Annotated in this window: 8 protein-coding genes and 5 pseudogenes; 12 read left to right on the top strand and 1 reads right to left on the bottom strand. The window is 33.9% G+C overall.

Translation table 11 applies throughout. From position 1 onward, the window contains the following. The first annotated feature begins 50 nt into the window (after nucleotides 1-50). Nucleotides 51-1,487, top strand: coding sequence for an MBL fold metallo-hydrolase (locus ABH955_RS06040; protein WP_016126969.1), 1,437 nt, complete (start codon nucleotides 51-53; stop codon nucleotides 1,485-1,487). Nucleotides 1,488-2,038: 551 nt separating this feature from the next. Here ABH955_RS06040 and ABH955_RS06035 read toward each other — a convergent pair. Next, nucleotides 2,039-2,488 (bottom strand): MarR family winged helix-turn-helix transcriptional regulator, encoded by a 450-nt coding sequence (locus tag ABH955_RS06035; RefSeq protein ID WP_088010268.1) that lies wholly within the window; start codon nucleotides 2,486-2,488, stop codon nucleotides 2,039-2,041. Nucleotides 2,489-2,735: 247 nt separating this feature from the next. Here ABH955_RS06035 and ABH955_RS06030 point away from each other — a divergent pair, with 247 nt between their 5' ends. The 11 genes and pseudogenes from ABH955_RS06030 to ABH955_RS05980 form a co-directional block, all read left to right on the top strand. Next, a complete protein-coding gene (locus ABH955_RS06030) occupies nucleotides 2,736-4,010 on the top strand; it encodes an alpha/beta hydrolase (RefSeq protein WP_404455328.1) in 1,275 nt (424 codons plus the stop codon). Between the two features lie 434 nt (nucleotides 4,011-4,444). Beyond that, nucleotides 4,445-4,636, top strand: a pseudogene (locus ABH955_RS29165) (Y-family DNA polymerase); the annotation flags it as partial. A gap of 213 nt (nucleotides 4,637-4,849) precedes the next feature. Next, nucleotides 4,850-4,915, top strand: a pseudogene (locus ABH955_RS06020) (response regulator); the annotation flags it as partial. A gap of 186 nt (nucleotides 4,916-5,101) precedes the next feature. Then, entirely contained in the window at nucleotides 5,102-6,223 is a 1,122-nt protein-coding gene (gene tnpB, locus ABH955_RS06015; protein WP_404490963.1) for an IS200/IS605 family element RNA-guided endonuclease TnpB, read from the top strand. Between the two features lie 259 nt (nucleotides 6,224-6,482). Then, on the top strand, nucleotides 6,483-6,746 hold the full coding sequence (locus ABH955_RS06010; RefSeq protein WP_242488377.1) for a hypothetical protein: 264 nt from the start codon (nucleotides 6,483-6,485) through the stop codon (nucleotides 6,744-6,746). A 411-nt stretch (nucleotides 6,747-7,157) separates the two neighbouring features. Then, nucleotides 7,158-8,026 (top strand): annotated as a pseudogene (locus ABH955_RS06005) (serine hydrolase). Nucleotides 8,027-8,450: 424 nt separating this feature from the next. Then, nucleotides 8,451-10,916 carry a transglycosylase domain-containing protein gene (locus ABH955_RS06000; protein WP_404490962.1) on the top strand — a complete coding sequence of 822 codons (2,466 nt, stop codon included), beginning with the start codon at nucleotides 8,451-8,453 and terminating at the stop codon, nucleotides 10,914-10,916. 1,135 nt (nucleotides 10,917-12,051) lie between these two features. Continuing rightward, nucleotides 12,052-12,738, top strand: a complete 687-nt coding sequence (locus tag ABH955_RS05995; RefSeq protein WP_404455341.1) for a response regulator transcription factor — start codon at nucleotides 12,052-12,054, stop codon at nucleotides 12,736-12,738. Next, a pseudogene (locus ABH955_RS05990) lies at nucleotides 12,735-13,025 on the top strand (two-component sensor histidine kinase); the annotation flags it as partial. The gene ABH955_RS05995 and the pseudogene ABH955_RS05990, both read left to right, overlap by 4 nt. A 634-nt stretch (nucleotides 13,026-13,659) precedes the next feature. Next, the gene (locus ABH955_RS05985) at nucleotides 13,660-14,502 is read left to right on the top strand and encodes an arylamine N-acetyltransferase family protein (RefSeq protein WP_404455344.1); all 843 of its coding nucleotides are present in this window, start codon (nucleotides 13,660-13,662) and stop codon (nucleotides 14,500-14,502) included. Between the two features lie 375 nt (nucleotides 14,503-14,877). Further along, a pseudogene (locus ABH955_RS05980) lies at nucleotides 14,878-14,979 on the top strand (IS6 family transposase); the annotation flags it as partial. Between the last annotated feature and the right edge of the window lie 109 nt (nucleotides 14,980-15,088).

Here is a 15,088-nt window from a genome sequence, read left to right as displayed (position 1 = left end):
GTTGTAACAACCGAGAAGTAATTTGAAATAAGCATTTGGAGGGAATAGCTATGCTTTTAAAATATTTTTATGATGAAAAATTAGCTCATGCTTCCTATTTAGTTGGTTGTCAGAAGGAAGGCGTAGCAATTGTTATTGATCCCAGCCGCTATATAGAACAATATATAGAATTTGCTAAGAAAGAGGGAATGGAAGTAATTGCTGCGGCTGAGACTCATATTCATGCAGATTTTCTATCTGGGTCTAGAGAACTTTCCCTTCTTTTTAATGCAAATTTATATGTATCAGATGAAGGAGATAGTGATTGGAAATATCAAAATCTTAACGAGGGCCGATACAATTTGGTTAGAGAGGGAACGGAGTTTAAGGTTGGTCATATAAAATTCAATGTCATTCATACCCCAGGGCATACGCCTGAAAGTATTTCCTTTTTAGTAACCGATACAAGTCAAAATAATTATATGAATGATAAACCGATAGGAATATTCACAGGTGATTTTATATTTGTAGGAGATATAGGTAGACCCGATTTATTAGAAATTGCTGTTGGTATTAAAGATACCGCAAAAATAGGAGCGAAACAATTATTTGATTCTATACAAAAAATAAAAATACTCCCCGATTATTTGCAAATATGGCCATCACATGGTGCAGGAAGTGCATGTGGAAAAGCATTAGGAGCAATTCCAACTTCCACATTAGGTTATGAAAAGATGTTTAATTGGGCGTTTCAATGTAATGATGAAGATAATTTTATATCGAATTTATTGACGGGACAGCCAGAGCCTCCAAAGTATTTTCCATTAATGAAGCATTTAAATAAGTATGGTCCACCAACTCGTAAGAAGAGAGAGATTACTGCTATTTATATAATAGAAGAACTTCAAGAAGTGATGAGGGGTGTTCAGCAAATAGTTGATATAAGGGATGTAGAGTGTTTTGCTGCTGGCCACATCGAGAAGTCAATTAACATACCTTATAACAATTCTTTCACAACTTGGTGTGGGGGGATATTAGATTATAAAAAAGAAACTTTAATAATTTTAGATGCGGAAAATGTTAAAGTGGAGGAAGTTATTAGAGACTTTGAGTCCATTGGCTTAGATAATATTATTGCTTTTGCACCTTCAAAGGTAATTCAAAGATTCCATAGTTTAGAGATTTATAAGGAAAAAACATCAAATGAATTATATCCGTTAATAAAAGATGGAAGTGTAAAGGTTATCGATGTGCGTAGTAAAAAAGAGTGGGATGAAGGACATCTTCATGATGCAATACATATCACTTTAGGTAATCTACTTGAACGGCTAGATGATGTACCGAAAAATTGTCCAATAGTTTTACAATGTCGAACGGGTTTACGTTCCGCTATAGCAGCTAGCATTTTACAAAAAGCTGATATAAAGAAAGTAGTTAATTTAAAGGGAGGATTTCTTGCATGGAAAAAAGCAGGACTGCCTTATGATACATTTAATTCCAAGGTATAGGAAAATATTTTTTACTAATTTATATGAATAGGAATTGGAGCGATTTTATCGATTTCTGACAAAAGACTCCTTTCTTAAAAATGTGAAGGTGTAAAACGTCAATTTTAAGAGGGGGATGCATGTCGGTTGGCGTAAGCCAAAATGTTTTTAACCATATACTTGTACAGATTGATCTTTGAAAACTGAAGATATGAGGTTGGTTGCAGAAAATTCGTTGCAATCGTAAAATTTTCAACGTCCTATCGTCCCGCGCTTGCCGAAATTGCGAAAATCAAGCTAAAGTAGGAAACGTGGTGAGGCAACGTAAAAGACACTTCAGTTCCCACCATAGGAACTACGGGCGGATCCTACTAAGATAACTGGTGGGTACACCGATGTTCACAGAAATCTCCCACTTCAAAAAGGCCGCAAAGTCGTTAAGTGGGAGTAGTTCAAAATCTTACAGTTATATTTGAGTATTCAGCCCATTTTTCAATTTTGCTGGTGATATATTACTTAACTTAATGGCGATGGAGTTAGTTCTCAGAACCTAAGAAAGCTTTAGAATACTATTATAGTTGATCAAGCACATGAACTAGGCACCTAATTATTTCAGAAGATTTCTCGATTTGTTCTGCATCAAAATCTGAAAGGTTCGCATTAAGAATATGTTTTAGTTTTTCCTCCCTTTCTAAATGACAATTTAAACCACTAGGCGTAAGCCGGACTTTGACAACTCTCCGATCGTTATTTGAACGAACACGCTCAACGTAGCCTGCTTGTTGTAATCCATTGATTAATTGAGTAATACCAGCGGCGGTAGTTTCTGCTCGATCAGCTAATTCTTTGACTGATAATTCACCTTCTTCAGCTAATACTTTAAGAGTTCGAGCATGGACCATTGAAACTGCTCCTAATGTACGAGTAGCTCGCCCTCTTAAACGTCCATCGGCTGCAGTCAGACTATATATAGCCTGACTAAGTTCGTCTATTGCAGTTATCTTATTTATAGAATTTGTCATAATATCACCATTTTCTTATTAACTAAGTACTTAATTATATGAAGTTAACATTAACATATGGAAAAGAGTAGAGTCAAATTAAGTATAGATTTGCTGTTCTTTTCCAAGCAATAGTATATCTACTTACTTTGAATCCTAAATAAAACGACTTAGTTTATAGACTTGACAAAAGTAGATAGTATACTTCATCATATTAATTAAGTACTTAATCATTAAGTACTTAATTACATTGTAAAGGATGATTATTATGACTCAACGTTCACAATCTCAAGGATGGGCTTTAGATATAGCTCTTGCACTTGGTGGGTTTGATGCTTTGCACCCTGAAGCAAAGGCAACTATGGAACAGTTAGGACACGACCACACTGATTTTGATAAAGTTTTTTCTCAAGTAAAGAGTGGAGCAATGATACCAAAAGCATGGGCCACGGTTGCTGCTCAAGCTCAAGAACGAGCAAAACATTATGAACAAAAAGGATTCACAGTTACTGCCCGTGATCTGTATCAGCGAGCTGCTGTTATGTGGGGACGTGCACAATATTCATATTTTAATGATGATCCACGAAAATTAGCGTTTCGAGAGCGTTGTAACGAATGTGTGGCAGCTATTTCGTCACTTGGAGGGGGAACGGTACAACGTATAGTATTAGAATTTGAAGGCAAACAGATATATGCACTACTTCATTTACCTTCAGGTGAAATTCGTAATGCACCAGCAGTAATATTAGGCCCAGGTATGGATATGATTAAGGAAGATTATATACAGATTGCGCAACGCTATTATACGTCTCGTGGTATCGTAGCTCTATCAATTGAAGGACCAGGTCAAGGTGAATCTGTATCAGGAGGTCTAAAAGTTGATTTGACTAATTACGAACGCGCCGTTAGTTGTTATATTGATTTTCTATCAAAACGACCTGAGGTTAATCCCAATCGGATTGGATTTTTTGGCATCAGTATGAGTGGGTATTGGGGGATGCGGGCTGCTGCAAGTGATAATCGTATAAACGCTTTAGCAACTTTTGAAGGTGTATATGGCGAATTTGATACCATCTTCAACCGAGCACAGCCGAGTTTCAAAGCAAACTTTATGTATATGTCGGGCTACACTGATGAGGTTGCTTTTGAAAACGAGCTGAGTAGCCAGATGAACCTATGGAAATTGGCTCCAAAGATTACTTGTCCAGTCTTCATGGGAATAGGAGAATTTGATGAACTAACCCGTTTGGAAGAAGCATTAAGTCTTTATGAGCTTGTAGAAGCACCAAAAGAGCTGCGCGTCTACGAGAATGAATTCCATCCGCTTGGTGGAGTAGCTGCAGAAATTTTCCGTTTTGGTGCAGAATGGGTAGAACTTGCGCTTGAAGGTAACGTTAAAACTCACTATGATGAACGCTATTACATGCACCGTGATGGCGATGTCACTGAGGGGACTGCATTTCCAACCTATTGGCTTGGTGCTGAGCCAGCTGAAATTAAAGCACGTAAAAAATGTAAAACATTAAATGCTTGTAAAAATTAATAGATTTACTCCGATTCAAAAAAAGGTTCTGCAGTAAGTGTCAGGTCCGTTTTGTTATGTATCTATTATTTAACGAATTGAAGCGACGTAGTAAATAAAGAAGTTATTATTCATCAAGATGGAATAGTTGGAAAATTTCAAATCTAATAAAGTATACAAAGAAAAGACACTCTTCATAGAGTGTCTTTTCTCCTACTTGAACCATCTTAATTTTAATAACATCCATTTCTTCTTACAATTACAAATATATCAGCTATCTTTCATATCACATTTATTTTACCATATTAATCTATGGGAATTATTGAGAAATATGATTCGTAACTATTTATATTAAAATCCATCAAAACAGCGAACGTATTTTCGTAAAATAGGTTGAATATTTGGGTTAAGTAGGAATATATTAAGAGCGAATATTCTGTAATGGGGATAATGCAGTGTATGACTATTCACTTTGCCCAAACAATACAGTATTTTGCCTAGATCCTGTGTCATTTTTCGTATCCGTTTCTTGCTTGAAATTAGGTTATGATCCACTACAAACAAAGTTAGCAGTAGTTATTGATACGGCAAGACCAGGTTCTGTTGTTTTAGCTGCTACTAAACCACTAAAACAATTAGTTATAAAATTACGGTTTGGTTTTATGTACCTCCATCAACTACAAATTCACAATAGATTTTGCATTTTCATATCTCTGCATTTTATCTTTACATCAGCATGTTATTCTCCTCATGTAAGTATCTTACATTTATTAATAATGGAAATAGTGAAAGACTTTTAATTGATTAAACTAGAAAAGAAAGTATTTTTTCGTGAAAATAAATCGTGGGGAAGATAGAATATGGAAAGAACAATTTTAATTGTGGAAGATGAAGATATTTTACGTGAAATTATGAAGGATTATTTATCATTTTAGCCAAGAAGACTCCTTCCTCAAGGAACGCGAAGTGAGTAGGTGGGAGATGAAATGGCTTCGGACAAGGGATGGCAGGAAGCCATCTTAATTGTTCGACATACATAAACTGTTACTTCACTACCTATCGAATATACGTTTGTTGTATAATAGACACATATCGAAATGGGGGTGAAACGAATGATGATCAATAAAGCATATAAATTTCGTATCTCTCCAAATAAAGCACAAGCGACCCTAATCAATAAAACGATTGGTTGTTCTCGTTTTGTATTCAATCACTTCCTATCTCTATGGGATCATGCATACAAAGAAACAGGAAAAGGTTTGACATATGGTACATGCTCTGCCAAACTTCCTGCCATGAAGAAAGAGTTTGTTTGGCTAAAAGAAGTGGATAGTATTACGATTCAGTCGTCTGTTCGTAACCTTGCGGATGCTTATACACGCCTTTTCAAAAAACAAAACAATACCCCTCGTTTCAAATCTAAGAAGAATAACGTACAATCTTATACCACAAAACAAACAAATGAAAACATTGCCGTTATAGGAAATAAAATTAAATTGCCTAAACTAGGTCTTATTCGATTTGCCAAAAGTCGTGAAGTAAAGGGACGTATTTTAAATGTTACAGTTAGACGGAACCCTTCTGGCAGATACTTTGTGTCATTGTTAGTTGAAACAGAAGTGCAAGAACTTCCAAAAACACAATCTTACATCGGAATGGATGTGGGACTAAAAGATTTCGCCATTTTGTCAGATGGAACAACCTATAAAAATCCGAAGTTTTTTCGATCATTAGAAGAGAAGTTGGCAAAAGCACAGCGTGTTCTTTCTAGAAGAATGAAAGAATCTTCTCGCTGGAATAAACAACGAGTAAAAGTAACTAGAATTCATGAATACATGACGAATGCTAGAAAAGATTACTTGGACAAAATCTCGACTGAAATCATCAAAAACCACGATGTTATCGGTATAGAGGATTTGCAAGTATCGAATATATTAAAGAATCATAAGTTAGCAAAAGCAATTAGTGAGGTATCATGGTCTCAGTTTCGAACTATGTTGGAATATAAGGCAAAATGGTACGGCAAACAAGTCATTGTTGTATCGAAAACATTTGCTTCAAGCCAATTATGTTCTTGTTGTGGATATCAAAACAAAGACGTTAAAAATCTAAACCTACGTAAATGGGACTGCTCTTCTTGTCGTACACACCATGATAGGGATATTAACGCAAGTATCAATCTAAAGAATGAAGCGATAAGGCTTCTAACCGCAAGGACTGTGGAGATAGCCTAATAAATTAGAGTTCGATAGAACTCTTTACTTAGGAATCCCTCTCTTCTAATCGAAGTGAAAGTGGGGGTAGTTCAAAAACAAGGAATTAAATAAAGGCATTTTCATATTAGTTATATTTTAACTTGTAAATGTTTTTTCTCTTAAGGATTTTTTAGAAAAAAATTCTTGATAATGTACGAAATTCATATTTCTTAGTAACAATAATCTAGACAGCTATCAAAAGGATTGTATTGGCAATCCAGGTGTAAAGGATAAAGGTATGTTTTACTTAACTGATGCAACAGAAAAGGCCTTTGAAACCGCTCTGGCTAATCATGATAAGCCAGAAGGAACAGTAGTTTTTGAAGCGTTTCTAGAAGGGAAATCCCCTATTTCTTTAACTATAAACATAAATATTAATAGAGTTGGGAAAACAGAAGGAAATTGGATAAAAATTAGTAGAAATCATAAGACAATATCCGTATCTTATACTTTCAAAATAACATACCTTAGTATCCTACTATCAACATCTAAATATTTGTGAAGAATATCAGCATGATAACTGTATTTAAGAATTACAATTATCTATAACTATAATTACATATTGGGTTCCACCATAACGTATCAAGTTAAAAAACTAATTAGCCCCCAAAACGAAAAAAGTGATCTGACTTCTCAAAGTAACTACCTTTAGAGAAAGAAAATTTTCGTTTAGGGGGTACTTTAAAATCTTAGCTTAATGGCGATATTGCCGTACCCCTATTACCATTTCTGTTCCGTTACTATACAAACCAAAGATTTTATTTTATCTTAAATTTAATTTATTTGTAAATGTGGAACAAATTTATTACTTAGATTGTCTATTAAGTGTAATCCTAAAAACTTAGTGCCCAAACTTGATACACTGAATCTGGTTTGACATCTATTTTAAGTACTGCAAAATACGAAAGGACTGATTATCTTGAAAAGTACAAGGATGTTAAAAATAGGGATGTGTGTTGGAATACTAAGTTTAAGTCTTGCAAGTGTAAAACTTTTTACAGGTGAACCATTGTAGGTGGAAGCAAAAGAAAAAGTAGAGAAAACTAAACATACAAATCATGCGGCTCATTGAGAATTCGCACAACTCGAGAAAAAGTTTGACGCTCGACTGGGTGTCTATGAAATCGAAACCAGTACAAACTGGGCAGTTACTTATCGATCACCTAATGAACGGTTTGTTTACGCATCTACCTTTAAGGCTCTGGTTACAGGGGTATTGTTACTACAATATCCAATTGACAAATTAGACGAAGTTATCACTTATACAAAAGATGATTTAGTAGAGTATTTACCAATTACAGAGAAACATGTGGATAGCGGTATGACTCTTGGGAAAATTGCGGAGGCTGCTATTCGTTACAGTGATAACACTGCGGGGAACACTTTATTCAAGAAATTAGACGGACCTAAAGGATTTGAACGAAGCTATTCCGGGAGACATTTGTGATACAAGTACAGCAAAAACACTTGCTACCAATCTTAAGGCTTTCACGGTCAGAGATGCACTCCAAACTGATAAACGTAAAATCCCTACGGATTGGATGCGTGGAAACGCTACAGGAGACGAACTCATCCATGCGGGTGTACCAAAAGATTGGGAAGTCGATGATAAATCTGGAGCCGGAAGCTACGGAACACCTAATGATATATTGCCATCGTTTAGCCACCGAATAGAGAACCAGAGAACCGATTATCATTGCAATTCTGTCCAGTCAAGATGCTATATATGATACTGAGCTAATCGCGCAGACTGCCAAGGTTACAATAGATGCTCTCAAGTGAGGGTATTGATTTTACCTTTGCTTTCTGATTCCCTATATTCCATACCATCTATAGGATAAAATTAGAAGTCGATTCTTTTTTACATCAAAAGAATCGTTTTTCACATTCTTTTCATTATGATTATGCTAACAAGAACCATTAAATTAGACGAGTAATTCAAGAACTCACTATTACAAACATTAGATATAGTACAAAGAGGTGAGGAACAGCTCACCATTCCCTTACTTTAAAGGGCAGCATTATTATAAAGAATAGATATGAAACTATTTTGTTCAAGAGTTAATCTAAGTTTTATAATCTGCTGATTAGAAAAATATTTACTAATCTCGATTACCATACTTTTTTAATATAAGTATATTTCTAAAGGTGACCTCAATAGTTTTAAGTAAATCAACGGGAGAATTGAAAGGCAGGAGAAAGTAACATGTCAGAAAATTATCGTTCTCGAGAGGAGCGACGACAAGTTAAAATGAAAAAACAACCAACTTCTAAAAAACAAAAACAACAAGGTAAAACATTGTTTCTTCGCAAATTTTTAATCAGTTGCTTACTACTTGGTATTGTAGGGTTAGTCGCAGGGGTTGCTACTTTTTTCGTTATGATCAAGGATGCACCAAAACTTGAGAAAGCAAAACTTGTTAATCCGTTATCCTCAAAAATTTATGATAAAGATGGAAAATTGATATATGAATATGGGAAAGAAAAACGAACGAATATTATGTATGATCAAATTCCTAAATTAGTAGAAAATGCGTTTTTAGCGACAGAAGATGCACGTTTTTACGAGCACAGTGGCGTAGACTTTAAAGGTACTGCACGTGCAGTTTTAGTCAGCCTAAAAGGTGATTACGGCTCTCAAGGTGGAAGTACGATTACTCAGCAAGTTATTAAAAATTACTTCTTATCGATGGAAAAAACGTCAAAGCGAAAGGCGCAAGAAATATTTTTAGCGTATAAGCTAGAACAACAGTATTCAAAACATGAAATTTTAGAAATGTATTTAAATAAAGTTTACTTAGGCAACCGTTCATACGGAATCGCAACAGCAGTACAAAATTACTATGGTAAGGAATTGAAAGATTTAACACTACCAGAAGTTGCGATGCTTGCTGGTTTAATGAAAGCACCTAATAACTATGATCCAACAAAAGAAAAAAATATCAAAAAAGCAACAGAAAGAAGAAATGTTGTACTTGAATTAATGAATCGACATGGTTATATTACAAAAAAAGAAATGGAAGAAGCATCAAAAGTTCCAGTAACAGAAGGACTTAAGAAAGCAACTGAACAAAAAGAAATGCCATATCCTGCGTTTATGGATGCGGTTGTGAAAGAGGTTGAAAAAGAGTTGCCAGATGCTAATATTGGATCTGACGGCTTAGAAATTCATACTACATTAGACCAAAAGGCACAGGATTTTGCGGACAAGCTTTTAAATGAAAACATTATAAATTATCCAAATGAGAAATTCCAAGGGGCTTTCACATTTATGGATACGAAAACAGGAGAAATTCGTGCAATTGGTAGCGGGCGTGGTGAAAATAAAGCTGTATTTAAAGGACATAATATAGCGATTGAATTAAATCGTTCAGCAGGTTCAACGATGAAACCAATTTTTGATTACGCTCCTGCAATTGAATATTTAAAATGGGCTACTTACCATCAAATTGACGACTCTCCATTTAAGTATTCAACAGGACAAGAAGTTAGAAATGCAGATAGAAAGCATTTAGGACCAATTACAATGCGTGATGCATTGAAAACGTCCCGAAATATCCCGGCAATTAAAACTGCAAAAGAAGTAGGAATGAATAAATCAAAAGCTTTCTCTGAAAAGCTAGGTATTACATTTAATGTAGCACCGACCGAATCAACAGCGATAGGTACAAATGAAGCGTCACCAACTGAAATTGCAGGTGCCTATGCGGCATTTGGTAATGATGGTAAGTATACGAAGCCACATTTTGTTAAGAAAGTCGTTTATTCAGATGGTAAATCAAAAAGCTTTGAGCAAAAGCCCAAACGAGTTATGAAGGATTCTACAGCATATATGATTACTGATATGCTTCGTACTTTTGTTTCTTCTGGGTTGGGTACAGCAGCTAATATAGGTTCTTTAGATGTAGCGGGTAAAACAGGGACAACAAACTATTCTTTAGAACAAATAGCACAATATAATCTACCAGAAAGTGCAACTCGTGATAGTTGGTTTGCTGGTTATACACCACAATATACGATGGCAGTATGGACTGGATATATTAAAGATAGTAAAGACGATTATATTAGTAGTAAAAATACGAAAATTGCTCAGTTAATTTTTAAAGAAATGATGAGTAAGTTTGCTACAGATAAGTCGCAATTTAAAATGCCGAACAGTGTAGTTCAAGAAGGTAGCGAATTACGTATTAAAGGTGAGAAACGTGATTCTTCCCCAAATATGACTGAACAGCCAAGTAATAATAATCAAAATAAGCAACAAGAAAAGCAAAAGAAACCAGAAGAGCAAAAGCAAAGTGAGCTAAACAATAGTAGAGGCGAAGGAAATACAACATCGTCAAACAATGGTAGTGGTCAAGGAAATACAACGCCGCCAAACAATGGTAGAGGCGAAGGAAATACAACGCCGCCAAACAATGGTAGAGGCGAAGGAAATACAACGCCGCCAAACAATGGTAGAGGCGAAGGAAATACAACGCCGCCAAACAATGGTAGAGACGAAGGAAATACAGCGCCGCCAAACAATGGTAGAGGCGAAGGAAATACAACATCGCCAAACAACGGTAGTGGTCAAGGAAATACAGCGCCGCCAAACAATGGGGATGGTCGTGGAACGCCAACGCAACCAAGTTATGATGGGAATACAGGAGAAGATCCAGCAACTAATGGTTAATAAGTAATATAAAGAAATTGTTGATTCTGTTGCAAATTTTATAACCAGCATAAACAGGTTGATAAATGAGAAACAATGTTTAGGAAGTAGCTAGTAATTGTTGAGATTCATTGTACGCTGAAAAGGCGGAGTCTCTTTGTAAAGCGCCCCAAAATTTCTATTCATTATTGACTACTTGATAAATAGATTATGTTTCCATTTTAAAGAGTAGGCAAAGTTTTTTAATGCTTGTTATTAGTTTTGTATGAAGTTAACTTCGGATAATTGATTATTGTATTCTTCTAATTGGATTAGATATTCATAATCCTTTTGCAACAACGAAATTTCGTTTTTTTAGTGTACGATGAATTACATCAATTACTAACGATCGCATAAAATCCATCTGCAATCATACCAACTTTTTATCTGCTAAGAAAATTTGCACCAGTCTCCTTTTGGGCTAGCGTATATATCTTACTAAATTTACGAATTTCTTTACGATATTATTTAATGTAATGCCTACCCCAGAATCTTCTATAAATTACTATGGACTCCCTCTTGGATTATTGGAAGTTGAATCTAATACTTTACTTTATTTTTTAGGTGTTATTAATAAATATTATTACAATGAGAAGCTAATAGTGGACATTTCAAGAGTGACTATATATTTTTAAGACAAACTGCTGTAGAAAGATTAAGAATTCTTAAGAACTTTTGCCCCTTTTTCTTAAGGGTTGGATTCTAGAGTATGAGTATGAATTCTTACCAGTGGGGTGATTAAGTATGAATACAATTCACTTTCTTATTTCTGTATATAATGAGCCAAAAATCAGTTGGTGCAGCCCTTCCAAGTTTAAGGTTTATTGGAGATAAAATGATTGAAGGAATTGATTTGAAGAAAGTAAATTACATTGTCAAATATGGGCCAAGCACACGTGTATTAAAAGGGAAATTAATTATAAGAAGAAGGAATCTTATGAATTGTAATATGGCTTAGCAGTATATATTGAACAATATATTAGGGGATTGATATCACTATATTCATTATGTTATTTCTTGTTTTCCGTTTGCAAGTTAACAATAAAGAGACGATAGACATGTCTCACCTGCAAATGTCTTTAATTGTTCAATATTAGAAAAAATGTGGAGGAATAATATGGAGTCAAAAATTCTTATTGTTGATGATGATAAAGAGATTAGAAATCTTATCTCTGTTTATTTGGAAAATGAAGGTCTGAAAACTCAAAAGGCTGAAGATGCTATTGAAGCTTTACAACTGTTAGAAGAAAAGGAGTTTGATCTTATTATTTTAGATATTATGATGCCTAATATGGATGGTATTGAAGCGTGTATGAAGATTAGGGAAGACCGCAATATGCCTATCATTATGCTATCTGCAAAATCTGAGGATATAGACAAAATTCAGGGTCTAGCCTCTGGTGCAGACGATTATTTAACAAAACCGTTTAATCCATTGGAATTAATCGCTAGGATAAAATCCCAATTAAGAAGGTTTAAAAAATACAATACGTCAATAAATCATAATAAAAGCATCCTAGAAATTGGTGATTTAACCGTGAATACAGATACACGTCAAGTATGGGTAAGGGGAAAGGAAACAAGGCTAACTCCAAAAGAGTTTGATATTCTCGAACTACTTGCCCGTAACAAAGGGATTGTCCTGAGTGTTGCAAAAATATATGAAGCAGTTTGGAAAGAGGTTTTTTATAAATCAGATAATACCGTCATGGTGCATATTACAAAAATAAGAGACAAAATTGAAGAGGATTCTAAACATCCCATTTATATTAAAACTGTTTGGGGAATTGGGTATAAAATATGAAGAATGTTAGTTTTAGAAATAGGATCATTATAAAACTTCTTGGTGCTGTTGCAGTTAGTTTTTTTGTTTCATTTGGTTTAACAATCCTCATTTTGGTATACGTCATAGATCCATTATTTATAAAACACGAAGATTTTGGCATGTTTGAATTCAGATTCGCAATGTTGTTCTTATTCACGTTCGCAATCTTTAACTTTATAGTAATTTTTTTGATATTGGTTCGAAAGAAAATAGTATATTTGAAGCTCATTTCTGATAATGTGAATGATATTGCCAATGGAAAATTGGTACCTTCTTGTAGGACAAGGGTTATAATGGGTATCAGAAAGTTACAAATAATTAGAAAAATTTATATCAATTTACTATATATTACATTTATGTAAAGGTTATTGTGAGTACATTTTTTAAAACTTTCCCCTAATAAAGTTTTGAAAGAGTTGTCTCAACATTCTCCATGTTGTAAGTATGCCAAGGAAGGAGAGCCTATATGGGTTCTCTTTTCTTTTAAAATTAATTTTTTAATCTCATATTTAAGTAGTATAAAACTCTATCAGGGATACCATTGCTGTATTTAACAACAAGGGAAGATAAAACCAATAGTATTGTTTTCGCCTTTTTCATAAATGATTATTAAAGATACTATATGAGAAAAGGGATAAATAAGTATATTTTTCCAGAAATTAAAAAATTAGCCAGTAAAAGTTAATTGCCCTGTAAATAAGAAGAACATCAATAGAAAATGAAAGTTTGCCTGAATTATGTCTAAGCTTACAATTTTCTTTTTTTGATATGGTGAGGCTTCTTATGTAAAAACAAGCCATAAAATAACTTGATTTGTTTTTATTACACTTGATTATATATTTATTTAGTGTATCATTGTGTTCGATGGTTAAATTTTCTATAAATGGGAGGTTATATACAATGTTGACTGATTTACAAAAAAAAATTTTCTCACGGTTACAGATATCTCCGAAAGAAGATGTAAGCTTTGAAAATTTACATGAAATTCTTCAGCAAATGGCATATGTAATACCTTATGAAAATTTAGACGTTATGAACAAAAATATCCGGAAAATTACTAGAAAAAATGTTCAAGAAAAATTACTCCTAACTCAACGCGGAGGACTATGTTACGAGCTCAATACCGTATTATATTATTTTTTACTTGATTGTGGATTTGATGTCTATCGTATATCTGGTACGGTCTACGATTTAGGTGGTGATAAGTGGAAGCCTGACGATGGACATGTGATTATTATTTTAAATTATAATAATCAGAAATATATTATAGATGGGGGGCTTGCCTCACATCTTCCATTACACCCAGTTCCATTTAGTGGTGAAGTGATCTCATCTCAAACGGGAAAATATCGTATTCGTAAACAGAATACTGAAAAAGGAACTTACCTACTAGAATTGAAAAAAGGAGAAGATGGGGAGAGTGCCCAATTCCTTAATTCTGAACCTACTAATACATGGTGCACTGGGTTTGCGTTTTCATTAGATGAAATAGATACAAACAAAGTAAATGCTATACAAAATATTATTGTAGAGCACCCCGAATCACCTTTTAACAAAGGATACATTGTCTGCAAATTAATTGAAGATGGACATATTTCACTTACTAAAAAAAGTTTTACAGAAACAAGAAAAGGCCAAAAAAGTAAACGAACTATAAATGAAGAAGAATATCAGCAGATTCTTAAAGAAGTATTTAATATTTCTCTAAATAAATACCTCGATAAAATTTTAGAAAGAGACTAGCTTAAACTAACTCATATAAAATTTCTTTGTCGTTTAAAAATAGATTTGTTTAAATAAAATTACATTTTTATACCTTTATATAATTTCAATTGAGATAGTTAGTATACTTTATTTACAATATGTTTTAAGAGTGGAAAAGTATAATTTTTTATGCAGTATTAGAAAAAGCACTCGAAAGAGTGCTTTTTTCATTCATAAAATTATAAATCAATATAGCTATAAAAGTAACTGATTTGTATTTTACTTTTAATAGAATAATTTCGAATAATATTGTATTTTAAGGGGTTCTGGTGCAAAAACTTCGAGAAAATTGCAATGAATCTATAAATCTTGGACATACTGATACTATTACTCTAGAAAGGGTGCGTGATCAGTATGGAAAAGGAGAATTTGTTTAATTGGAAGCATTATCAGCCCGAACTAATCTTATTAACAGTAAGGTGGTACCTGCGGTACCATTTAATTTTTTTATCGCTTCAAAAAGAAGGTCACCATCAACTGCGGTTATTTTCCGTAAATTATTCAAATCAATTATAGGAATGAGAAGTTTAGAAGAAATCGCAAAGGAATATGTTTCAATTGAAAT

It is taken from the genome of Bacillus sp. RC240 (assembly GCF_044907945.1).
Classification (GTDB): domain Bacteria; phylum Bacillota; class Bacilli; order Bacillales; family Bacillaceae_G; genus Bacillus_A; species Bacillus_A mycoides.
Note: the sequence above shows the minus strand (reverse complement) of the source record. Positions and strands in the feature narration are given on the sequence as shown.

What these genes read in the sequence shown, in the direction of transcription:
- ABH955_RS06040 (WP_016126969.1), top strand. Translation starts at nt 51, where the DNA reads ATGCTTTTAAAATATTTTTATGATGAAAAATTAGCTCATGCTTCCTAT.
- ABH955_RS06035 (WP_088010268.1), bottom strand. Translation starts at nt 2,488, where the DNA reads ATGACAAATTCTATAAATAAGATAACTGCAATAGACGAACTTAGTCAG.
- ABH955_RS06030 (WP_404455328.1), top strand. Translation starts at nt 2,736, where the DNA reads ATGACTCAACGTTCACAATCTCAAGGATGGGCTTTAGATATAGCTCTT.
- tnpB (WP_404490963.1), top strand. Translation starts at nt 5,102, where the DNA reads ATGATGATCAATAAAGCATATAAATTTCGTATCTCTCCAAATAAAGCA.
- ABH955_RS06010 (WP_242488377.1), top strand. Translation starts at nt 6,483, where the DNA reads ATGTTTTACTTAACTGATGCAACAGAAAAGGCCTTTGAAACCGCTCTG.
- ABH955_RS06000 (WP_404490962.1), top strand. Translation starts at nt 8,451, where the DNA reads ATGTCAGAAAATTATCGTTCTCGAGAGGAGCGACGACAAGTTAAAATG.
- ABH955_RS05995 (WP_404455341.1), top strand. Translation starts at nt 12,052, where the DNA reads ATGGAGTCAAAAATTCTTATTGTTGATGATGATAAAGAGATTAGAAAT.
- ABH955_RS05985 (WP_404455344.1), top strand. Translation starts at nt 13,660, where the DNA reads ATGTTGACTGATTTACAAAAAAAAATTTTCTCACGGTTACAGATATCT.